Source organism: Rhizobium sp. WYCCWR 11146 (genome assembly GCF_013591995.1).
GTDB lineage: Bacteria > Pseudomonadota > Alphaproteobacteria > Rhizobiales > Rhizobiaceae > Rhizobium > Rhizobium indicum.
The window spans coordinates 28,843-50,508 of record NZ_JACCEY010000035.1 but is presented as its reverse complement, the minus strand read 5'-3'; the positions used below and the strand labels follow the sequence as shown (position 1 = coordinate 50,508).

Sequence of the window (21,666 nt, the reverse complement as noted above, 5' to 3'; positions counted from 1 at the left end):
TCTCCGTTCCTCGCTCACCTCTAGTGGGGCAAGTCCCCTCTCCCCGCAAGCGGGGAGAGGGTTAGGGTGAGGGGCAGATGTTTTTCGAAACCGCGCTGCATCGACACTGCAAGAAGCCGAACATCACCCCGAAATCTTCGAGAAATCCGCAACCGTTCCCGTCGCCTCGCGGATCAGCCGCAGCAGGGCGAGGCGGTTGGCGCGGATGGCGGCGTCCTGGTCGTTGACGAGCACGTCTTCGAAGAAGCGGTCGACCGGGCCGCGCAGCTTGGAAAGCGCTTCCATTGCCGAGCGGAAATCCTCGCCGGCGACGGCGTCCGACGCATCCTTCGAGGCGCTGGAGATTGCGGCGAACAGCTCCTTCTCGGCATCGAGCGTCAGAAGCGCTTCCGAAACGCCGTCAGCGATCACGGTGCCCTTCTTCTCCTCGGCGGCGAGCAACTGCGTCGCCCGCTTGGTGCCGGAAAGCAGGTTCTTGCCGTCCTCCGAGGTGATGAAGGCCGTCAGCGCTTCGACGCGGCGCGCCACCATCAGCAGGTCGTCGGCATCGGGCGTCAGCACGGCGTCGATCAGATCGTGGCGGGCGCCCTGGTCGCGCAGATAGACCTTGAGACGGTCGTGGAAGAAGGAGAGCAGGTCGCCATCCCTTGTCGTTGCCAGCAGCGGCAGGCGGATCCTTCGCTCCAGCAGGATCCTGACGACGCCGAGTGCTGCCCGCCGCAGCGCAAATGGATCCTTCGACCCTGTCGGCTTTTCGTCGATCGCCCAGAAACCGATCAGCGTATCGAGCTTGTCGGCAAGGGCGATGGTGATCGCCACTTTGTCCTCCGGCACGCGGTCCGATGGACCCTGCGGCTTGTAGTGATCCTCGATCGCTGCGGCAACGGAAGCATTCTCGCCCTGCAACACCGCATATTTGCGGCCCATCAAGCCCTGCAGTTCCGGGAATTCGCCGACCGCTTCGGTGCGCAGATCGGCCTTGGCGAGCACGGCGGCGCGATCGATGAGAGCCGCGTCGGCGCCGGTGATATCAGCCAATTCCTTGGCCAGTGTGCGGATGCGGGCGACACGCGCGCCCTGTGTGCCGAGTTTGGCATGGAACGTCACGTCAAGCGCATCGAGCTTGGCCATGCGCTGATCGAGCGGCTTCTTGATGTCGAGGCTGAACTTTGCCGCCGAAGCCGTGAGCGTCTCGAGATCCGGCAGATTGCCCTGGTCGCGCTTCCAGAAGTGCAGGGCATCCGAAAGCCGGGCCCGCACCACCTTGCCGTTGCCGTGGACGATTTCCTTGCCGCCGTCGCTCGCCTGGATATTTGAGACGAGGATGAACTTGTTCGAAAGCGTCTCTTCACCCTGTTTGCGGGTGACAAAACACTTCTGGTTGGTCTTGATCGTCAGCCGGATGATTTCGGAGGGGATCGAGAGATAATCCTCCTCGAAGCTGCCCATCAGCACCTGCGGCCATTCGACGAGGCCAGAGACTTCCTCCAGCAGCCCTTCGTCTTCCACCAGCTCCAGCCCGTTGGCAAAGGCGATGTCGCGAGCGTCGTGCAGGATGATGTCCTTGCGCCGTTCGGCATCGAGGATGACCTTCGCCTTTTCTAAGTTCGCCGCATAATCGTCGAAGCGCCGGACGGTGATCGCCTCGGGCGCATGGAAACGGTGGCCATAGGTGATGTTGGAAGCGGTAACGCCGTCGATCTCGAAGGGGATCACGACGGTCTCTTCATGCTCCGGTCCGAAGGTGCAAATGATCGACTGCAGCGGCCGCACCCAGCGCAGCGCACCGGGCTTCGACGAGGCCTTGCCCCAGCGCATCGATTTCGGCCAGGGAAAATCGCGGATGATGCCGGGCATGACATCGGTGACGATCTCTTCCGTTGCGCGGCCGGGCTTGGAAATGACCGCGACGTAGAAATCGCCCTTCTTCGGATCGCTCACCACCTGCGCCTCGGAGACCGAGGAAAGGCCGGCGCCGCGCAAAAAGCCTTCGATCGCCTTCTCGTTGGCGTCGGTGCGCGGTCCCTTGCGCTCCTCGCGCACATCGGCGGAGCGGGCCGTGAGGCCATGAATGTCGAGCGCAAGCCGCCGCGGCGTCCAATATTCGCGCGCGCCCTCGTAGGAAAGACCCGCTTCGACAAGCGCATCGGTGACGAGCTTCTTCAGGTCGCCGGCAGCCTTGCGCTGCATGCGGGCCGGAATCTCTTCGGAGCGGAGTTCGAGAAGAAGGTTTGGCATGTCGAATTTCCTTGCCTCCCGCGACAGGGGAGGGATGGCATGGGCGCCGGGTCAAAACGTTGCTTCTGCTAGCAAAGAATGGCGCATCTGCACAACCGCAAAATCGCCGCCTTTCCGGCATGCTTATCCTGTGGATCGGCGCTCGGCCGTAAACTCCAACATTGCCTTGCCGCTTTTCGCCGCTATGGTCCCGCCACCTCTGACGAAACAGGAAATCCCATGGCCGCAGACCTCCGTTTTCTTGCAGCCCGCATCTCCGCCGAAATCAACGCCCGGCCCGAACAGGCTAAAGCCGCCATCGAGCTGCTTGACGAAGGCTCTACCGTGCCCTTCATCGCCCGCTACCGCAAGGAAGTGACGGGCGGGCTGGATGATACGCAGCTGCGCAATCTCGCCGAGCGGCTGGTCTATCTGCGCGAACTCGAAGCCCGGCGCGACGCGATCGTCGAATCGATCACCGGCCAGGGCAAGATGACCGACGAGCTGATGACCAAGGTCGCAGGCGCCGAAACCAAGGCCGAGCTCGAAGATCTCTATCTGCCCTACAAGCCGAAGCGCCGCACGCGGGCCGAAATCGCCCGCGAACGCGGCCTCGGCCCGCTCGCCGAGACGATCCTTGCCGACCGCGCCAGGGAACCGGCGGTGTTGGCCGAAGGCTTCGTCACCGCCGATGTGCCCGATGTGAAGACGGCGCTCGAAGGCGCGCGCGACATCATCGCCGAAGGCATTGCCGAAAATGCCGACCTGCTCGGCAAGCTGCGCGCCCATATGCGCCAGGCCTCGCTGCTGAAGGCGAAAGTCGTCGACGGCAAGCAGGCGACCGGCGAGAAGTTTTCCGATTATTTCGACCATTCCGAACGCTGGGCGACCGCCCCCGGCCACCGCGCGCTGGCCATGCTGCGCGGCTGGAACGAGGAGGTGCTGACGCTGACGATCGAGGCCGACGCCGAGACGACCTCTCCGAACAAGCCGGTCGAACGCATGATCGTGACGGCCTACGAGATCGGTACGAGCCGCCCCGGCGACCGCTGGCTGATGGAGGTCGCAAGCTGGACCTGGCGCGTCAAGCTTTCCATGTCGCTCTCGCTAGACCTGATGCGGGAACTGCGCGAAAGGGCCGAAGAAGAGGCGATCCACGTCTTCGCCCGCAATCTCAAGGATCTGCTTTTGGCAGCGCCCGCCGGCTCGCGCGCGACGATGGGTCTCGATCCCGGCATCCGCACCGGCGTCAAGGTCGCCGTCGTCGACGGCACCGGCAAGGTGGTGGCGACATCGACCGTCTATCCCTTCCAGCCGAGGAACGACGTGCGTGGCGCCCAGGTCGAGCTCGCATCGCTGATCCGCAAGCACAATGTCGAGCTGATCTCGATCGGCAACGGCACCGGCAGCCGCGAAACCGAAAAGCTGGTGGCCGATATGCTGGCCGAGTTGCCGGCGCCGAAGCCGACCAAGGTCATCGTGTCGGAAGCCGGCGCCTCGGTCTATTCCGCCTCGGCGACCGCCGCGGCTGAATTCCCCGATCTCGACGTATCGCTGCGCGGCGCCGTCTCCATCGCACGCCGCCTGCAGGACCCGCTGGCAGAACTCGTCAAGATCGAGCCGAAGTCGATCGGCGTCGGCCAGTATCAGCACGATGTCGACCAGCAGAAGCTGTCGCGTTCGCTCGATGCCGTGGTGGAAGATGCGGTGAATGCCGTCGGTGTCGATCTCAATACCGCGTCTGCGCCGCTGCTGTCGCGCGTCTCCGGCCTCGGCCCGTCGATCGCCGATGCCATCGTCCGCCACCGCGACAGCGAGGGCCGTTTCGAGACGCGAAAGGATCTGCTGAAGGTCGCCAGACTCGGCGGCCGCACCTTCGAGCAATGCGCCGGCTTCCTGCGCATTCCCAATGGCAAGGAGCCGCTCGACTCCTCCTCGGTGCACCCGGAGGCCTATGGCGTCGCCAAGAAGATCGTCGCTGCCTGCGGCCGCGATCTGCGCGCGCTGATGGGCGATAGCGCCGTGTTGAAATCGGTTGATCCGCGCCAGTTCATCGACGAGAAATTCGGCCTGCCGACGGTCAGGGACATCATCGCGGAGCTGGAAAAGCCCGGCCGCGACCCGCGTCCGAGCTTCAAGACCGCGACCTTTGCCGAGGGCGTCAACGAAATTTCCGACCTGACGCCCGGCATGGTGCTGGAAGGCACGGTGACCAATGTCGCCGCCTTCGGCGCCTTCGTCGATATCGGCGTGCACCAGGATGGTCTGGTGCACGTCTCCCAGCTTGCCGATCGCTTCGTCAAGGATCCCCACGAGGTCGTCAAGGCGGGCGATGTCGTCAAGGTGCGGGTTGTCGAAGTCGATGCCAAGCGCAAACGCATCGGTCTTTCCATGCGCCGCGATGACGGCTCCTCGGCGCCGCCGCCGCGTGGTGATTCTCGCGGAAACCAAGTGTCGCGGCCGCAGAACGAGCGCCGGCCCGCGGCTCAGAAACCGGAGAGCCAGGGCGCCTTCGGCGCGGCACTTGCCGAAGCCATGAAGCGAAAATAAGGGCTTAGCCGGAATTTCGGCAAAAATGCAACAGTTTGGCAGCGTTCTGAACGGAGTGCTAAATCCGGCGCTTGTAAGGCGAAAGGGAGCTATTAAGTTGATGTGACCATCCCGTCACATTTGCGAGGCGTCCATGGCGTCGGCATTCTTATCGATCGTCCAGCAAATCGTCCGCAAGGGTTCGTTGAAACTTACCCTTGCCAATGGCGAAACCCACACTATCGGCGACGGCACGGGTGAAACCGTTGTCGCCCGCCTTGCCGATCAGGAGGCCGAGGACGCCATCCGGCGCGACCCGGCGATGAAGCTCGGCGAAATGTACATGCAAGGCCGGTTCATTCTCGAACAGGGCAACATCTACGATTTCCTGTCGCTGGTGAAACAGAACACCACCAACGAAATCTTCGATTTCAAGATGGCGGCACTGCTCCTCGGCCGCATTGCCTGGCAGCAGCTGAAGAGCCGTGTGCCAGTTAATCGCAACAAGCACAATGTCGCCCATCATTACGACCTGTCGGCCAAGCTATTCGATCTTTTCCTCGATGAGGACTGGCAATATTCCTGCGCCTATTTCGAGCCGCCGGGCATTGGTCTCGACGAGGCGCAGCTCGCCAAGAAACGCCATATCGCCGCCAAGCTTCTGCTCGAGCCGAACCAGCGCATCCTGGAGATCGGCTCCGGCTGGGGCGGCATGGGCATGTACCTGACGGAGGCGACCGAAGGTGCAGAGTTCACCGGCATCACGCTGAGCGAAGAGCAGTTCAAGGTCTCGCGTACGCGCGCCGAAAAGCGCGGCCTTGCCGACCGTGTGCGTTTCGAACTGCAGGACTACCGCACCATGACGGGCAGGAAGTTCGACCGCATCGTCTCGGTCGGCATGTTCGAACATGTCGGCATCGGCCATTACGGCAATTTCTTCCGCAAGGTATCGGATCTCCTCGACGACAACGGCGTCATGGTGCTGCATTCGATCGGCCGCCCGAAGCCGAGCTTCGGCACCAATGCCTTCATCGAGAAATACATCTTCCCGGGCGGCTACATCCCTTCCGTCGGCGAGGTCGTGCCGCCGCTTGAAAAGGCCGGGCTGCTGGTCAAGGATATCGAAATCCTGCCGCTGCATTATGCCTATACGCTGCGCCATTGGCGCGAGCGTTTCGTGGCGCGTAAGGCCGAAGCGGTGGCGCTTTACGACGAGCAATTCTTCCGCATGTGGGAACTCTATCTGGCCGGTTCCGAAATAGGCTTCCGTTGGGACGAGCTCTTCATCCTGCAGATCCAGATCGCCAAGAACCAGTTCGCCGTTCCCGACAATCGCAGTTACATCGCGCGCAACGAAGCGAAGCTGAAGGAATTCGAGGCGGGGCGCGCCCCGCTTGAAAAAGTGACGTTCTGATCCCGCGGAAGTGCCGCTTCCGCTGGCGGTTTTGCCGAGGGACGGATTCTCATGAAAGGACGTGCCGATGAGCAATGCGTTTCCCGAGATCTACCTGGTCCGCCACGGTGAAACCGAATGGAGCCTGTTAGGGCGCCATACCGGACGCAGCGATATTCCCTTGACGGCGAACGGCGAGGCCGCCGCCCGCCGACTCGCCGACCGCCTGACGGGCCTTAGCTTCTCCGCCGTCTGGTCGAGCCCCTCCGAGCGAGCCCGCAAGACCTGCACGCTCGCCGGGTTCGGATCGGGCGCGGTGATCAAGGACGATCTCGCCGAATGGGACTACGGCGCTTATGAAGGCATCACCACCAAGGCGATCCTTGCCGACCGCCCCGGCTGGCAGCTCTTTCGCGACGGCTGCCCGAAGGGCGAATTCGCCGCCGATGTCGGCGATCGCGCCGACGCCGTCATCCATGCGCTTCGCCAAACGGCCGGCACTATCCTGGTCTTTTCGAGCTCGCATTTCCTGCGCGTGCTGGCCGCCCGCTGGCTTGGGCTGCCGCCGGAAGACGGCTCCCGTTTCGTGCTCGATACGGCCAGCATCAGCGTGCTCGGCTACGAGCATGATCTGACCGAACCGGTCATCCGCCGCTGGAACCAGCGGTAAAAACCAGACGCAGTCCTCTGCCTGATCAATCGCCGCCGTGGTTAACATTGGGGTAACGACATCGGGATAAATGTAGCGAGCGCCGCCCTCCGCGGCTTTGTTTTTGCGTTTTCTGGAGTGTGGACGTGTCTTATCGATCAGTCGTATCGATCTCTTTGGCTATTGCCCTTTTATCTGCTGGCTCAGTGGCCGCCCAGGAAAGCGGCCAGCATTTCTGGTCCGGCGACTGGTATCTGAGCGTTGGCGTCGCCGGCTTCTCCGCCCCGAAATTCGAGGGCTCGTCGCACAATGAATTCAAGTTCAGCCCGCTGATCTCGGTCGGCCGCCAGGGTGCTGGCCCGCGTTTTTCCTCGCGCAACGACAATCCGTCCTTCGCCCTCATCGACAAGGGCGCCTTCCGCGCCGGCATCGTCGGCAAGTTCGTGCCGTCGCGCGATGACGGCGACGGCAGCGAGCTGAAGGGCTTGAAGAAGGTCAAATGGGGGGCGGAAGCCGGCGGTTTCGTCGAGGTTTACCCGACCGACTTCCTTCGCGCCCGCGCCGAAGTCCGCCAGGGCATCCGCTCGCATGACGGCATCGTCGCCGATCTCGCGGTCGATGCCTTCACCGATATCGCCCCCGACCTGCAGCTATCAGGCGGCCCGCGCGCGACCTTCGCCACCAGCGGCTATTACGACGCCTATTACGGCGTCAACGCCAAGCAGGCGGCGGCAAGCGGCCTTGATCCCTATAAGCCGTCGTCTGGCATCCAATCCTATGGCGCAGGCGCGGCGCTCACCTGGAAGGCGACGGAAAACCTCTCGGCCAGTTCCTTCCTCGAATATAAGCGGCTGGCGGGTCCCGCCGCCGACAGCAGCCTCGTGCGCGAGCGCGGCTCGAAGAACCAGGTCCTGATCGGCGTCTCGGCGACCTACAAGTTCAATTTTTCCCTGCAGTGATTGACGCGGCTGCGCATCCCTCTCAGATGCGCAGCGCTGTAACACTTTGAATTGCAGCATAATTTCATCCCGGGATCGATTCTGATCTAGGGATGATGCAAGTGGCAGTGCAATGATCGCTTCTTGACCGGATCGGCCGCCCGCCGCTAGATGAGCGGCATGCACGATACCGGCGACTTCAACGATCGCGTCTCCGACGCACCTTCCGATAACTGGGTCTACCGGATCCTGCCGTCATGGCTTTGGCCTTATGCGCAGCTGGCGCGCTGGGATCGCCCGATCGGCTGGCAGCTCCTGATGTGGCCGTGCTTCTGGTCGGCGACACTTGCCGCCAATGCGGCGATCGGCGAGGGGCTCTATTCCGGCAGCCTGCTGGTGTCTCACCTGTTCCTTTATTTCATCGGCGCGGTCGCCATGCGCGGCGCCGGTTGCACCTATAACGATCTCGTCGACCACGAGATCGACATGGAAGTGGCGCGCACGCGGTCGCGTCCGCTGCCCTCCGGCCGCGTCACGCGCCGCCGGGCGAAGATCTTCATCGGCTTGCAGACGCTGGTCGGCCTGTTCGTGCTGTTGCAGTTCAACTGGCTCAACGTCTTCCTCGGCGTGCTCTCGCTCGGGATCGTGGCGTTTTATCCCTTTGCCAAACGTTTCACCGACTGGCCGCAATTCTACCTCGGACTTGCCTTTTCCTGGGGCGCGTTGATGGGCTGGGCCGGCATTCTCGGCGGCCTCTCCTTTGCCGCCATCCTGCTCTACGCCGCCTCCGTCGCCTGGACGATCGGTTACGATACGATCTATGCGCATCAGGACAAGGAGGATGACGAGCTGATCGGCGTCCGCTCTACCGCGCGCCTGTTCGGCGACAGGACACGGCAATGGCTGATCGGCCTTTATGGGCTGACGCTGGTGCTGATGTTTATCGCTTTCGCTCTCGCCGGCGCCAATCTCATCGCGTTTCTGGGTCTGCTCGGTGCGGCCGGCATGTTCGCCTGGCAGATCGTCCGGCTCGATATCAACGATGCCGACCAGTGCCTGGCGCTCTTCAAATCGAACAACCGCGTCGGCCTGATCATCTTCTTCGGCCTCTTCGTCTCGCTGCTGTTTGCCATTCCCTGATTGGGACGATGAACCGGGCGCGGGCGCCAGCCCTCGCGCCTGTCCTCAGATAGGAGGATTGGTCTACCAGCCATTCGTGGCGTCCTTTGCGGCAGATGGAAGCCATGCCTTGATCTGTTGACCCGTGAGGTTGGCACCACACAGCATAGTCGCTACGCGGCAGCCTTTCAGGGCAGATGCCTGCGCAAGAATAGCTGCGAGTCCCGCTGCTCCGGCTGGTTCGACGAGACGCTTCCATGTGTCATGAGCAAACCGCATTGCATCGAAAAGCTGATCGTCATCCACGAGAACGACGTCATCGATCGTGTCTTGAAGCCAGCCGACGGCCGACGGGACGGGAATCCGCACAGCAATTCCATCGGCAATCGTGCGTGCCTCCGGCGTTGAGATCACGTCACCCGCATTGTAGGACAGGGCCATGCAAGGTGCGCCCTTTGCGGCAACTGCGACGACCCTTGTTCGCGGTGATCGTGATTTGAACCAGCACCCTATTCCGGCCGCCAGGGCACCGTTGCCAAGCGGAATGAAAACGGCATCGATATCTTCGACCTCTTCAGTCAGCTCCGCCGCAATCGTTCCTGCCCCTTCGGCAATGGTTGCGCTCGCACCGTCCTCGACGAACTGCAGTTTCCGTTCGGCGGCGTAGATTTTGGCGGCCTCCTTTGCAGCGTCAAAATCTTCCCCGGCGAGAAAGACCTCCGCCCCAAACCTGCGCATGGCTTCGATCTTCAACGGATTGGCGTTGACACTGGCGAACACCACCAGGGATCGCCCATGCCGCGCGGCATTATAAGCAAGCCCCTGGCCGAAATTCCCGGCTGATGCCGTGACCAGAGGAGTTCTGTCGCCAACGAGATCGGCGAGAAAATACCCCGTCCCGCGCCCCTTGAAGCTGCGGATGGGATTTTCCGTTTCGTCCTTGGCGACGAGCGACAGCGCGAGCCTATCGGAACGCAACAGATTGGTGTTCAGGAAAATCGGATCGATTTTTTTGCGTGCATCGTCGATTTTGGCGGCTGAAAGAGGTGTTTGTTTTGTCATGGGCAGATGATAGGAACTTTCGGCGCGGAAAAACCGCGCTCATGATAAATTTATAGCGGAATTTCTGCTTATGGGCTTGGTTATACGCTGTGGATGATATTGATCGAACTATTCTGTCGATGCTGCAGGAGAATGCCGACATTCCCGGCAAGGTCATTGCTGACGCGGTCAATCTCTCTACCTCGGCCGTCGAACGGCGCATCAGCAAACTGAAACAAGATGGGATCATCGAGAAGATCGTGGCGGTGGTCAGTCCGAAAGCCGTTGATCGCACCTTGTCCGTTCTGGTTGAGCTCGAAATTCAGAACGAACATCGACACGCGTTGGAGCAATTCCAACGATGGCTGGACCGTGCGCCTGAAGTTCAGTCATGCTGGTATGTCACCGGCGACATGGACTATGTCCTGCTCGTGGCCGTCCGCAATCTTGAGGAATACAATGCCTTCATTGAGCGGCTTATGGGCGAGCAGCAGGCGCTCGTGCGAAAATACAAGAGCCTGATCGCACTCAAAACGGTCAAGCACGGATTGGGACTTTCCGTCTTTGAATGAGAGGCTTTTTACTGGCTACGCAGTGATCCAGTCAAAACTCATCCCGCGGTGCCAATCGAGACAGTCTACGGCCGAATTCGACAGCGTCGCAAAACGGGCATTCCGCGACAGGTGAGTGCGCAGAATGCCCGGCAATGATGTCCGGTGTCGCGATTTCGGTCAGTTGCGGGCGATGATTTCCTTACCTTCGATCTTCATGGCGACGCCCAGCCGGCCGGTGGTGCGGCGCACGAGGAAGCGCGGACGGCGATTGGCGAAGTAGGAATGGCGGCGGCGCGGCTTGAGGTCGCTGGTGCGCAAGGCACCGATGTGGTCTTCGAGCGGCCGGGCGACGCCGTCGGCCTCGACCATCAGCATCGGAATGCGGAAGGCTTCCGACCAGCTGCGCCAGTCTGCGGCAATGTCGCTGAGATCATGGGCGACGAGCAGCGGAATGCAGAGCTCCGGATCGGTGTGATGGAGTTCGAGAGTGACGGTGACATCGCCGTCGCCATGGTCGATGGCGCGGGCGGCGACGCCCTTGAAAACGCGCTTCGGCAGCGCAATCGAGAGCGGCAGGCCGCTGGAGGGGAGGACCTTGCGCAGGACCGCACCGCGTTCGTCTATGGTGATATTGACGTCATCCGAACAATCGTGGATGGCGTAGCTGACCTGCTGGGGAAAGCGGGACGGATCGAGGCGTAACGTCGTGCCAGCCCAGGCGGGCTTCATAACGGGATTGTTCATTTCATTCTACCCTTGTCTTACCTGAGAGCCGATTTCCGGTCTTCTCCTTGGGACTTTTCGTCCTCTATGGCCGACAATAGGCAGCTGCCCTTCCGTACAGCTTAAAAATTGCGGTTAAGAAAACTTTGCCTCCTCTGATGGTTATCAAAACCGAATCCGGCAGGGTTTCCGGAAGGTGAACGATGCGGTGTCCTGGAATGATGCATCCGGAGGTAAGCCTCAGGTAAGCTTTGCATGGCAAAATGTGCTCACCAGCATTTCGTCGTTCTTTTAGAGATTTTGCCGAAAAGGGCGCTTTCCATGATCACGGCTTCCCTTGCTTACACGATCCTGTCGCGGGACATGACGTCGAGCCTCAACAAGGTCGCGTCGCAGACGACGGTCAAGAAGGATGCCCAGTATTACGCCGACCATATCAACAAGGTCACCGACGTCGACGACTTCCTCGGCGACTACAAGCTCTACAGCTATGCGATGAAGGCCTATGGCCTCGAGGACATGACCTACGCCAAGGCCTTCATGAAGAAGGTGTTGGAAAGCGATCTGACCGATCCCAACAGCTACGCCAACAAGCTCTCCGATACGCGTTACCGCGAATTCGCCGCCGCCTTTAATTTCAATGCGCCGGAGAAGGACGTGCAGACAGACGCGCAGGAGGACGATCTCATCGGCCTCTACAAGCAGTCTTTCGCCGATGCCGAAAAGGCCGCGAGCGCCGAGAGCACCTATTACGGCAACAATATCGATAGCGTGCAGAGCGTCGACGACCTGGTCAACAACACCCGGCTGCGCACCTATGTGCTGAAGACCTTCAACATCGACCCCACCTATGCGTCGAAGGATTTTCTGCGGCAGGTGCTGACCAGCGATCTCAGCGATCCCACGAGCGTCGTCAATACGCAGGGCGGCGACAAATACAAGGCGCTTGCCGCCCAGTTCAGCTTCAACGCCGACGGCACCGTCACCGGCACGGCCCAGACCGCCGCGCAGAAGGCCTCGGTCATCGAGTCCTACACGCTGAATTCCCAATCGGTCATCATCGACAATTCGGTCGGCTCCGACGTCTACTATGTCGGCAAGACGGCGGCCGAATACAACAAGGCCTATTACACCGCCAAGATCGGCACGATCACCAATGTCGACGACCTGGTCGCTGACAAGCGCCTGACCTCCTACATCACGACGGCCTACAGCATGGGCGCGGACTTTACCGCTGCAGCGCTGCGCACGGTGCTGACCGACCCCGGCTATGCCCAGCTGATGGGCTTCACCAACGTCTACAATGCTTTCAATTTCAAGGCCGACGGTTCGACGTCGAACACGGCGCGCGTCCAGTCTATCGCCCAGGCGAACAATCTGCAGTCGGCTGCGTCGAACACCGGCAATTATTATACCTTGACCTCGCAATCGAGCAGCATCACCAATGTCGATGACCTGCTCGCCGACAACGTGCTGGCGCGCTACATCAAGGATGCCTATGGTCTCGGCACGAGCTTCAGCAATGCCGACCTGAAAAACATCCTGACGGATTCGGCCTATGCCGCAGCTCAGGGCCATGCCGACATCAATGCCGACTTCAATTTCCAGGCGGACGGTTCGATCAACGGTTCGGTGATTCAGACGGAAGCACAGCGCAAGTCGACCACCGACAAGTCGGCGGCGAACGCCGCGCATTTCAACGGCATGATCGGCAATGTCACCGATGTCGATGACATCATGTCGGATGCCGTTGCCGTGAGCTACATCAGAAACAGCATGCAGATCGCAGACAGCGTCTCTGATGCGACCTTGAGGACCATCCTGGTCGATCCCGCGGCTGCCAGCGCCCAGGGCTATAGCGACGTCCACGATCTTTTCAATTTCAAGACGGATGGTTCTGTCGCCACCCTTTACGCCTCGCAAAGCGCCTCACAAAGCGCGAGCACCACCAGCAAGGCGAATGATGCGGCCGTCTATTATCAGGCGACCATCGCCGGCATCTCGGACGTCGATCAGTTGCTGGCAGACCAGAAACTGAACAATTTCGTCCGCAATGCCTTCGGCATCCCATCGACGGTCAGCGATGTCGATCTCAGGAATATCCTGACTGACCAGAGCGGCACCGGCACTTATGCCGACGTTGCCGCTGCCTTCAACTTCAAGGCGGACGGCACGCTTGAAGATGGTATGCAGGCGCAGACGGCCGCCCAGATCAGCAATACGAAAATTAGTGCGACAGCGCGGACCAACGACTATTCCGCACGCATGGGGGCGATCGCCAATGTCGATGATCTTATTGCCGATGACGGCATCACCAATTTCCTGAAGAGCACTTACAATCTGCCTTTCGATATCTCGAACGCCGACCTGAAGAGCATTCTGACCGATGCGACGGCGGCTGCAGCAGCCGGTCACGCCGATCTCAATGCCGACTTCAACTTCGCCGCCGATGGATCGCTTCCCGTCGTCAGCTCGGTCCAGACGGCCGACCAGGCGCAGACCACCAACGATAACTACGCCGCGCGCTATGACGACGAGCGCGACGAGGCGATCGACGAGGTCGCTGCCAATTACAAGAGCCTGATGGCGGATACCAGCCGCCTGCAGAATTTCTCCGACATCAAGAGCGTCAATGATTTCCTGCGCACCAATTCGGCGGTCGATTTCAGCAAGAGCAACGACAATCTGCCGGATCTCTTCCATGTGGCGCTGCAGGCTTTCGGCCTGACTGACCAGGACGTATCGCGTTCGATGATGCGCAAGATCCTGACCAGCGATGCCTATGATCCTAACGGCTATGTCGCCTCGCTCAAGGATGAACGTATCACCAATCTTGCCCGCGCCTTCAATTTCGGCCCCGACGGCAAGGCGGCTTCACCCTTCCAGGCGCTTCCCGACGCGACCATGGCCAAATACGCCACCGACTATAGATCGCATATCACCATGCTGATGAAGGACGGTCCGGTAAAGGACAAGGCAGCGAAGGATGCGACGGCCGAAGTCGATTATTTCGCCAAGGGTATGGCGAAAGTAAAGTCGCTCGACGACTTCCTGGACGACAGCCGACTGACCGATCTGGTGCTGAAGGCGAACAACCTTGACCCTAAGGATTACGACAAGGCGACGCTGAAGAAGATCTTCACGTCCGATCCCGACGACAAGAAGAGCTATCTCAACGCCACCGCCGATGCGCGATTCAAGGACATCGTCGCCGCCTTCAATTTCGACAAGGATGGCAACCTGACCCGCGCCAAGATCGGCACCATCCAGAACAAGGCGGCCGAGGAGCATACGCAGGAGCTCTACGTTCAGCAGACGATGGAAGCCCAGGAAGGCGAAAGCAATGACGGCGTCCGCCTGGCGCTCTATTTCAGCCGCAAGGCCTCGAGCATCACCTCGATCTATGGGATCCTCGGCGACAAGGCGCTTTATCAGGTCATCACTACCGCCTACAGCCTGCCGTCGCAGATCTCGGGCATGGATGTCGCCAAACAGGCCGATCTGATCAATCGCTTCGTCAAGCTCGAGGATCTCCAGGATCCGAAGAAGGTCGACAAGCTGCTGCGCCGGTTCACCGCGATGTACGACGTCCAGAACGCCACCCAGCAGTCGCCGGCGCTGATGATCCTGACCAACGGCGGTACGCAGTAGGCCTGATGGCGTGCAGCCTCACGGATCGAGGCTGACGACCTTTCCCGGGTTCATGATATTGGCGGGGTCGAAGGCGCGCTTGATGCGGCGCATCAGCTCGATTTCGATCGTTGGGCGGATCGCCGCCAGTTCGTCGCGCTTCAGCTGGCCGATGCCGTGCTCGGCCGAGATCGAGCCGCCATGGGCCAGCACCAGCCCGTGGACGATATGGTTCATCTCGCGCCAGCGGGCGATGAAGGCGGCCTTGTCGGCACCGAGCGGCTGGGAAATATTGTAATGAATATTGCCGTCGCCCATATGGCCGAAGGCGCAGATGCGGGCGCCAGGCATGGCCGCCATCACCGCTTCTTCGGCCTCGGCCATGAAATGCGGGATCTTCGATACCGGCACCGAAACATCGTGCTTGATCGATCCGCCTTCCGGCTTCTGCGCATCCGACATGCTTTCGCGCATGTGCCAGATCGCCTTCTGCTGTGCTACCGATGCAGCGATTGCGGCATCGAGCACCAGCCCAGCCTCGAAGCCCTGTTCCAGCACACCATTCATCATCCGTTCCGCCGTCTCGGCCGAATCCGATGTCGAAATGTCGATCAACACGTACCAGGGATAGGCGGCCTCCAGCGGATCGCGCACGCCGTCGATGTGGCGCGTGGTGATCTCGACGCCGAAACGCGGCATCAGCTCGAAACCGGTGAGCGAGGTGCCGCAGAGGCTGGAGGCGAGGTTGAAGAGGGCAAGCGCATCCGTCACCGAATTCAGGCCGGCGAAGGCCACCTGATGGCCGAGCGGCTGGGGAAAGAGCTTCAGCACCGCGCCGGTGATGATGCCGAGCGTGCCCTCGGCGCCGATGAAGAGATCGCGCAGGTCGTAGCCGGTATTGTCCTTCTTCAGGCGGCGCAGCCCGTCCCAGATCTCGCCAGTCGGCAGCACCACTTCGAGGCCGAGGCAGAGCTGGCGCATATTGCCGTAGGCAAGCACTGCCGTGCCGCCGGCGTTGGTGGAAAGGTTGCCGCCGATGCGGCAGGAGCCTTCCGAGCCGAGGGACAGCGGAAACAGCCGCCCATGCGCCTCGGCAGCCTTCTGCACCTCGGCCAGGATGGCGCCGCCGTCGGCCACCAGCACGTTCGCCACCGGATCGACATCACGGATCTTGTTCATCCGCTCGAGCGACAGGATGATATCGGACTTGCCCTGACGCGGCGTCTGGCCGCCGACGAGGCCGGTATTGCCGGTCTGCGGCACGATCGCCGTGCCGGTCTCCGTCGCAAGCTTCATGATATCAGAGACTTCCTCAACCGAGCCGGGTTTCAAGAGGAGAGGGGAGGAGCCGTGATAGAGCCCGCGGTTTTCGATCAGATGCGGCGCAAGATCGGCCTCGCCGCGAAGGGCGTACTTTTCGCCGACAATTGCGGCGAAGCGGTTGAGGAGTTCGGTGGAAATGCTGGAATTGCTCATTCGGGCTCGGTCCTCCATCGTCATGCGCGGTCTTTTCAGTCGCGGGGTGCCGCCGCCCGCTGCAGGCGGTCATTGATCGCCTCGCCCAACCCCTCTTCGGGAATCGCTGAAAAGGCGATGCTCTGGGCGCCGCTGGCATCGGCCCGCTTCATATAGTCGAAAAGATTGGCGGCGGCCTCTGCAAGGTCGCCGCGCGGGCTGAGATCAAGCACGATGCGGGCACTGTCTGCGCCGGAGACCGCAGCGCTGCCGAAGGCGATCAGCGCTTCGCCGGGTTCGACGGCCGTTGCATTGAGGCGCACGGAAGCACCCGGCGCGTAATGCGAGGCAAGCATGCCCGGCGCCTCGATGGCCGCCGATGCCGCTTTCGCCCGCAGCAGCGGTTGGCCTGCGACGCGCTCGATCTCACGCGCCGCCAGTCCACCCGGCCGAAGCAGCCTGAGTTGGCCGCCTTCCGCCTTGACGATCGTCGATTCGACGCCGACAGCGCTTGGTCCCGCGTCGAGGATCAGCGGGATTTTCGCTCCGAGATCGGCTTCGACATGGGCGGCACTCGTGGCGCTGACCCCGCCTGAGGTATTGGCGCTTGGGGCTGCGAGCGGCCGACCGAAGGCGCCGATCAAAGCGCCGGCAAATCCCTTCGGCACGCGGATGCCGACGCTGTCGAGCCCGGCAGTTGCCAGCGAATGGATCGGGCTTTCCCGCTTCAGCGGCAGCACGAGGGTGAGCGGGCCGGGCCAGAAGGCTTTGGCGAGCGCCCGCGAGACCGGGTCGAACTCGGCATGCTCTTCGGCCATCGCGAGATCGGCCATATGGCAGATCAGCGGGTTGAAGCGCGGCCGTCCCTTTGTCTCGTAAATGCGGGCGATGGCCAAAGGATTGGTGGCGTCGGCGGCAAGGCCGTAGACGGTCTCCGTCGGGATGGCGATGGCAAAGCCGCCGGCAAGAGCGGCTGAGGCCGCCTCGAGCGCTGCCTGCCTGTCTGCCGTGATATCGATCGTGCGTGCCATGTCCTGCCCGGTACTTGCGACTGCACCCTTTGCGCGTCTGAAAAGACGCGCGGCGCTGTAATTCCGGCAGTCATTAGGCTTTCCGCCGCCCGCGATCAATCGCGTTGTTCATCTATGCATGTCGCCCAAAAGTGTGCAGCGGTTTTGGGACAACGACATGCATCAAGCAAGGACCTAAAGCGCGTCGCGCTTTAGAGTTGCCGGATGATTTCGCGCAGCTGTTCGTTGCGGGCGCCGAGCAGCAGGATGTTGCGGATCGCCGCCTGCGGATCGTGGGTGCGAAAGAGCAGGCCGTTGCCGCGTACCGACCGGTCGATGGTCATCTTTTCCGCGGAGTTCTCGCCAGGTTTGATGGCGACGGCGAAATACATGCGGGAATAACCGACATCGATGCGCTCGAAGAAATTATCGTTCTCGCCGATGTCGGAATAGAAATTCGAGATGTAGAAGGCCCAGCTCACGTCTTCGTAATGAGCGAATTTCGTCCGCGCGGCGGTGACGTGGCAATAGCCGAGATGCGGGCTGTCCTCCAGCGTCCGGTGGAAGATCATCTTCGGAAACTGGATCGAGTGGTGAAAGCCGTTGATGTGCTGATGCGTCTTCTCGCCAGCCACCTGCAGCTTGCGGCCGGTCTTCGCGGCGACCTCGTCATGGGTGAAATACCGCTTTTCCTCGGCCAGCCAATGCCGCCGCTCGCGGGGGATGCGGCCGGTGCGGAGGAATTCGGAATGGGCGGCAATCAGCTGCGGCTCTTGCGATCTGCTCGCATCTTTCGCGTCGAAATAACGGAGTCTGGCCATGGTTCGCGTTCTTCGGTCGGTCGGTGATCATCAGGAGGATAGGACCGTATGCTTAAGGCGATGTTAAAAAATGGCCCCTCAGCCGGCCGGCTGAAGGGCAAATGCCGGCAGATGTCGCAAACGCGACTGACATCGATATCAGGCAGCCGACCTCTTTGCGGAGCGGGTCTTTACGCCATGTCGCAATTGACGATAATTGCCCGGAGAGTCGGGCGATGTCATCGACCGGGATCGGCAGCTTCAAGCCGTGCCGCATCCTGTCGTCAATTTCGAAGCCGATGTCGCATTACAACCAAGCGGCAGGCAGGCTCGGTGATTAAATGACGCCATGAGAGAAGGAAGCGGGCGCGCTTCCGCCGGCCTTCTTGCCGGAAGGCGGCAGCCGGGTGCACGAGGACATGAAGATGGATATTCGCAGCAACGTTTTGCGTCAGCTCAAGAGCCGCCGTGAGGGCTTCAGCCTCGAACAGCCGTTCTATATCGACGAGGATTATTTCCAGCTCGACATGGAGATGATCTATTATCGCGACTGGCTGTTCATCGGCCATGATTGCGAGCTGCCGAAGCCGGGCGCTTATTTCACTGTCCAGATCGGCAGCTATCCTGTCGTCATCGTCCGCGGCCGCGACAACGTCATCCGCGCCTTCCACAACAGCTGCCGCCATCGCGGCTCGCGCGTCTGCACCAAGGAGCACGGCTCCTCCGTGCGCCTCGTCTGTCCCTATCATCAGTGGACCTATGATCTCGAAGGCAAGCTCGCCTTCGCCCGCCACATGGGCGATGATTTCGATAAGACTGGCTTCAACCTGAAGCCCGTCCATTGCGAAATCGTCGCTGGCTATGTCTTCATCTGCCTTGCCAATAACGCCCCGGATTTCCAGCCGGTGCGCGACAAGATCGAACCCTATGTCGCGCCGCACCGGATCAGCGAGAGCAAGGTCGCCTTCCAGAGCACGATCATCGAGAAGGGCAACTGGAAGCTTGTCTGGGAAAACAACCGCGAGTGCTATCACTGCGCCGCCAATCACCCCGAACTCTGCCGCACCTATCCCGAGGCTCCGAGTGTCACCGGCACGGATGGCGGCGCCGACGACCCCGAGATCGCCGGCCATTGGGCGCGCTGCGAGGCAGCCGGCCTGCCGAGCAAGTTCCAGATTTCGCCGGACGGTCAGTTCCGCACCGCCCGCATGCCGCTGATCGAGGATGCAGAGAGCTACACCATGTCGGGCAAGAGCGCGGTCAAGCGCGCGCTTTCCGACGATATCTCGATCAGCCATATCGGCACCATGCTGCTCTTCCATTACCCGACGACGTGGAACCACCTTCTCGGCGACCACGCCATCTCCTTCCGAGTGCTGCCACTCAGCGCCAATGAGACGGCGGTGACGACCAAGTGGCTCGTCCACAAGGATGCCGTCGAAGGTGTGGATTACAATCTCGAGGAACTGACCCACGTCTGGACCGAGACCAACGATCAGGATCGCCGCATTGTCGAGGAAAACGCCTTCGGCATTCGCTCGCCCGCCTATGAGCCCGGCCCCTATTCCGCCTTGCACGAGGGCGGCGTCATGCAGTTCCTCGAATGGTATTCGAACTTCATGGTCAACCGTCTGCAGGGCGACCAGGCGAAAATCTCCGCCGTTGCCTGATAGCGCTTTGCCGCACCGGTTAATGTCCGGTTCAGTTCAACTGATCTAAAAGGGAGAGCAGGCCGGCCCCGGCCGCTTTCGGAACCATTCGGGCGCGAAGACGTTGCTGGGCAGGCGGTGATCGCTGTTGAATGGGAGTTGAAGCAATGATCGGTTTGAGAAACAAGATTGCGACCGCAGTTCTGGCTGCCGCCGTGGTGCTGACGGGCTTCGTGCCGTCCCAGGCAATCCAGATGCCCACCGCCCCGCAGGTGGAAAAATCCTCCGACGTCGAGAGCGTCCAGTACCGCCGCTATTATCGCCCCGGTTACCGTCCCGGCTACCGGCCTGGCTATCGTCCCGGCGCCTATTACCGGCCCGGTTATTACGGCGGCTATCGCGGCTATTCCTATCAGCGTCCGGGCTATCGCCGCTATAACGGCTATTGGTATCCGCTCGCCGCCTTCGGCGCCGGCGCGGTCATCGGCGGCGCTATCGTCGCGCAGCCGCGTTACGTCGCGCCCGCTCCCCGCATGGGTTCGAGCCACGTCGCCTGGTGCGCAAACCGCTACCGGTCCTATCGCGCCTACGACAACACGTTCCAACCCTATAACGGCCCGCGCCAGCAGTGCTATTCGCCGTATTGATAAGTCGTAGGAAGCGCGTTGCGCTTCCAATCGCTAAGTGTCAACGCAGCGTGATGCCATAGGCGCAGCGCCGTTCCATTCGTTGCGTCGGCGGCGAGTTCGGCCGGAACGTAACCCCACCTTCCGTCATCCTCGGCCTTGAGCCGAGGATCCATGCCCTCGGCTGATGGAGGCCAACATGGATCCTCGGGTCGGGCCCGAGGATGACGGAGGGTGGGGTGAGCTTCTGGAGCAAGTACCGCGACGGGTGGGGAATGCGCCTCTCCGACAGTCATGTCGAACCTTCACCCTCAAAGAATATCCACCCGCCTCAATAGCCACCAGGCAAAGGCAATGGAGCCGACGATGAGGACGACGGCGTATTCGGTGCCGTAGTCGCCGACGGCGAAGGGCAGGTTTGCCGTGTTCATGCCGAAGAAGCCGGTCACCAGCGTCGGCGGCAGCAGGAAGGCCGTCATGATCGACAGCAGATAGAGGTGGCGGTTGGTTTCGGAGGATTGTTTCGAATCGATTTCTTCATGCAGCAGGCGTGCCCGGTCCTGCAGCGCGTAGATATCGTGGTCGACCGTTTCCAGCCGGCTCGTCAGCCGCCGCGCCACGTCGTCGAAGCCGAAGGGCATCTCGTCGTCGTCGGCCGCCGCCGCCCGGCGCATCAGCGCCAACACGGTGCGCAGGTGCCGATGCAGCCTGACCACCGTGCGCCGGACCGGCGCCAGGCGCCGGCGCTCGTCGCGCTGCGCACTGTCGTAGACGATATCCTCGATCTGGTTCAGCTCTTCGGTGAGTTCGATGACGATCGCGATCAGCGTGCGCTGGAACTCGATCACCAGCAGTTCGAAGAGATCGACCGGCCGGGAGAATTTGCCCGGGTTTTTCTCGATCAGCGCCCGCGCCCGTTCGACGCTGCGCAGCGGCTGCAGCCTCGTGGTGATGAGGAAGCGGTCGGACATGGCGAAATGCAGCCAGCCGAGATTGTTGGTATCCTGGGCAAAATCGCGCTGGCAATCGACGAGCGTGCCATAGAGCATCTGCTCGTCGACGGTGATGGCCGCATGCGTATCACGCGTCGTCAGCGCCGATTTCGCGTCCTCCGTCAGCCCGTCCAGCGTATCGAGCAAGGCCGGCACGCGGGCGTCGACAAGGTTGAGGTGCAGCCAGTAGAAACAGTTGTCGGCGGTCAGTTCCGCCACCGTCGCACTATTGTTCAGTCGCACCGCCGTCTTTTCACCCGGCGAGAAGCGATAGGCCCAGACGAAACCGGGTATGTTGACGGGCAATGTATCCATTGTTCGCCGGTCCTTTGCGAAGGCGA

General features: G+C 61.4%; 16 protein-coding genes. 9 read left to right on the top strand and 7 right to left on the bottom strand.

Annotated elements, in window-relative coordinates:
- Window positions 1-123: 123 nt before the first annotated feature.
- A complete protein-coding gene (gene glyS, locus HX899_RS27550) occupies window positions 124-2,238 on the bottom strand; it encodes a glycine--tRNA ligase subunit beta (protein ID WP_181293869.1) in 2,115 nt (704 codons plus the stop codon).
- Window positions 2,239-2,457: 219 nt separating this feature from the next.
- Here glyS and HX899_RS27545 point away from each other — a divergent pair, with 219 nt between their 5' ends.
- The 5 genes from HX899_RS27545 to ubiA all read left to right on the top strand — a co-directional run bounded on the left by HX899_RS27545 (window position 2,458) and on the right by ubiA (window position 8,866).
- Window positions 2,458-4,767 carry a Tex family protein gene (locus HX899_RS27545; RefSeq protein WP_181293868.1) on the top strand — a complete coding sequence of 770 codons (2,310 nt, stop codon included), beginning with the start codon at window positions 2,458-2,460 and terminating at the stop codon, window positions 4,765-4,767.
- Between the two features lie 133 nt (window positions 4,768-4,900).
- Complete coding sequence (locus HX899_RS27540; RefSeq protein ID WP_181293867.1) at window positions 4,901-6,160, top strand: cyclopropane-fatty-acyl-phospholipid synthase family protein; 1,260 nt, start codon at window positions 4,901-4,903, stop codon at window positions 6,158-6,160.
- Between the two features lie 67 nt (window positions 6,161-6,227).
- Window positions 6,228-6,809, top strand: coding sequence for a histidine phosphatase family protein (locus tag HX899_RS27535; protein WP_181293866.1), 582 nt, complete (start codon window positions 6,228-6,230; stop codon window positions 6,807-6,809).
- Window positions 6,810-6,934: 125 nt separating this feature from the next.
- A complete protein-coding gene (locus tag HX899_RS27530) occupies window positions 6,935-7,747 on the top strand; it encodes a MipA/OmpV family protein (RefSeq protein ID WP_181293865.1) in 813 nt (270 codons plus the stop codon).
- 159 nt (window positions 7,748-7,906) lie between these two features.
- A complete protein-coding gene (gene ubiA / locus HX899_RS27525; protein ID WP_138388001.1) occupies window positions 7,907-8,866 on the top strand; it encodes a 4-hydroxybenzoate octaprenyltransferase in 960 nt (319 codons plus the stop codon).
- A gap of 63 nt (window positions 8,867-8,929) precedes the next feature.
- On the opposite strand, the gene HX899_RS27520 is transcribed toward ubiA, so the two are convergent.
- Window positions 8,930-9,907, bottom strand: coding sequence for a threonine/serine dehydratase (locus HX899_RS27520; RefSeq protein WP_181293864.1), 978 nt, complete (start codon window positions 9,905-9,907; stop codon window positions 8,930-8,932).
- Between the two features lie 89 nt (window positions 9,908-9,996).
- On the opposite strand from HX899_RS27520, the gene HX899_RS35615 reads away from it, so the two are divergent.
- Entirely contained in the window at window positions 9,997-10,458 is a 462-nt protein-coding gene (locus HX899_RS35615; protein ID WP_181293863.1) for an Lrp/AsnC family transcriptional regulator, read from the top strand.
- A 159-nt stretch (window positions 10,459-10,617) separates the two neighbouring features.
- On the opposite strand, the gene HX899_RS27510 is transcribed toward HX899_RS35615, so the two are convergent.
- Entirely contained in the window at window positions 10,618-11,184 is a 567-nt protein-coding gene (locus tag HX899_RS27510) for a DUF6101 family protein (protein ID WP_018486292.1), read from the bottom strand.
- A gap of 300 nt (window positions 11,185-11,484) precedes the next feature.
- Between HX899_RS27510 and HX899_RS27505 the strand changes: the two genes are divergently transcribed.
- Complete coding sequence (locus HX899_RS27505) at window positions 11,485-14,814, top strand: DUF1217 domain-containing protein (RefSeq protein ID WP_181293862.1); 3,330 nt, start codon at window positions 11,485-11,487, stop codon at window positions 14,812-14,814.
- 18 nt (window positions 14,815-14,832) lie between these two features.
- Here HX899_RS27505 and HX899_RS27500 read toward each other — a convergent pair whose 3' ends face one another.
- The 3 genes from HX899_RS27500 to HX899_RS27490 form a co-directional block, all read right to left on the bottom strand.
- Window positions 14,833-16,269 carry an FAD-binding oxidoreductase gene (locus HX899_RS27500; RefSeq protein WP_181293861.1) on the bottom strand — a complete coding sequence of 479 codons (1,437 nt, stop codon included), beginning with the start codon at window positions 16,267-16,269 and terminating at the stop codon, window positions 14,833-14,835.
- A gap of 35 nt (window positions 16,270-16,304) precedes the next feature.
- A complete protein-coding gene (locus tag HX899_RS27495; RefSeq protein WP_181293860.1) occupies window positions 16,305-17,279 on the bottom strand; it encodes an L-threonylcarbamoyladenylate synthase in 975 nt (324 codons plus the stop codon).
- A 191-nt stretch (window positions 17,280-17,470) separates the two neighbouring features.
- The gene (locus tag HX899_RS27490; RefSeq protein ID WP_164048109.1) at window positions 17,471-18,079 is read right to left on the bottom strand and encodes a DUF6656 family protein; all 609 of its coding nucleotides are present in this window, start codon (window positions 18,077-18,079) and stop codon (window positions 17,471-17,473) included.
- A 404-nt stretch (window positions 18,080-18,483) separates the two neighbouring features.
- On the opposite strand from HX899_RS27490, the gene HX899_RS27485 reads away from it, so the two are divergent.
- Together HX899_RS27485 and HX899_RS27480 are read left to right on the top strand one after the other, a co-directional pair.
- A complete protein-coding gene (locus HX899_RS27485) occupies window positions 18,484-19,728 on the top strand; it encodes an aromatic ring-hydroxylating dioxygenase subunit alpha (RefSeq protein ID WP_138328853.1) in 1,245 nt (414 codons plus the stop codon).
- Window positions 19,729-19,874: 146 nt separating this feature from the next.
- Window positions 19,875-20,354: a BA14K family protein gene (locus tag HX899_RS27480; protein ID WP_138328852.1), complete on the top strand. Its 480-nt coding sequence runs from the start codon at window positions 19,875-19,877 to the stop codon at window positions 20,352-20,354.
- Window positions 20,355-20,644: 290 nt separating this feature from the next.
- On the opposite strand, the gene HX899_RS27475 is transcribed toward HX899_RS27480, so the two are convergent.
- The gene (locus HX899_RS27475; protein ID WP_138328851.1) at window positions 20,645-21,640 is read right to left on the bottom strand and encodes a transporter; all 996 of its coding nucleotides are present in this window, start codon (window positions 21,638-21,640) and stop codon (window positions 20,645-20,647) included.
- Window positions 21,641-21,666: the final 26 nt, after the last annotated feature.

Coding starts and splice junctions, on each gene's coding strand:
- glyS (WP_181293869.1), bottom strand. CDS start 2,238: ATGCCAAACCTTCTTCTCGAACTCCGCTCCGAAGAGATTCCGGCCCGC.
- HX899_RS27545 (WP_181293868.1), top strand. CDS start 2,458: ATGGCCGCAGACCTCCGTTTTCTTGCAGCCCGCATCTCCGCCGAAATC.
- HX899_RS27540 (WP_181293867.1), top strand. CDS start 4,901: ATGGCGTCGGCATTCTTATCGATCGTCCAGCAAATCGTCCGCAAGGGT.
- HX899_RS27535 (WP_181293866.1), top strand. CDS start 6,228: ATGAGCAATGCGTTTCCCGAGATCTACCTGGTCCGCCACGGTGAAACC.
- ubiA (WP_138388001.1), top strand. CDS start 7,907: ATGCACGATACCGGCGACTTCAACGATCGCGTCTCCGACGCACCTTCC.
- HX899_RS27520 (WP_181293864.1), bottom strand. CDS start 9,907: ATGACAAAACAAACACCTCTTTCAGCCGCCAAAATCGACGATGCACGC.
- HX899_RS27510 (WP_018486292.1), bottom strand. CDS start 11,184: ATGAACAATCCCGTTATGAAGCCCGCCTGGGCTGGCACGACGTTACGC.
- HX899_RS27505 (WP_181293862.1), top strand. CDS start 11,485: ATGATCACGGCTTCCCTTGCTTACACGATCCTGTCGCGGGACATGACG.
- HX899_RS27500 (WP_181293861.1), bottom strand. CDS start 16,269: ATGAGCAATTCCAGCATTTCCACCGAACTCCTCAACCGCTTCGCCGCA.
- HX899_RS27495 (WP_181293860.1), bottom strand. CDS start 17,279: ATGGCACGCACGATCGATATCACGGCAGACAGGCAGGCAGCGCTCGAG.
- HX899_RS27490 (WP_164048109.1), bottom strand. CDS start 18,079: ATGGCCAGACTCCGTTATTTCGACGCGAAAGATGCGAGCAGATCGCAA.
- HX899_RS27485 (WP_138328853.1), top strand. CDS start 18,484: ATGGATATTCGCAGCAACGTTTTGCGTCAGCTCAAGAGCCGCCGTGAG.
- HX899_RS27480 (WP_138328852.1), top strand. CDS start 19,875: ATGATCGGTTTGAGAAACAAGATTGCGACCGCAGTTCTGGCTGCCGCC.
- HX899_RS27475 (WP_138328851.1), bottom strand. CDS start 21,640: ATGGATACATTGCCCGTCAACATACCCGGTTTCGTCTGGGCCTATCGC.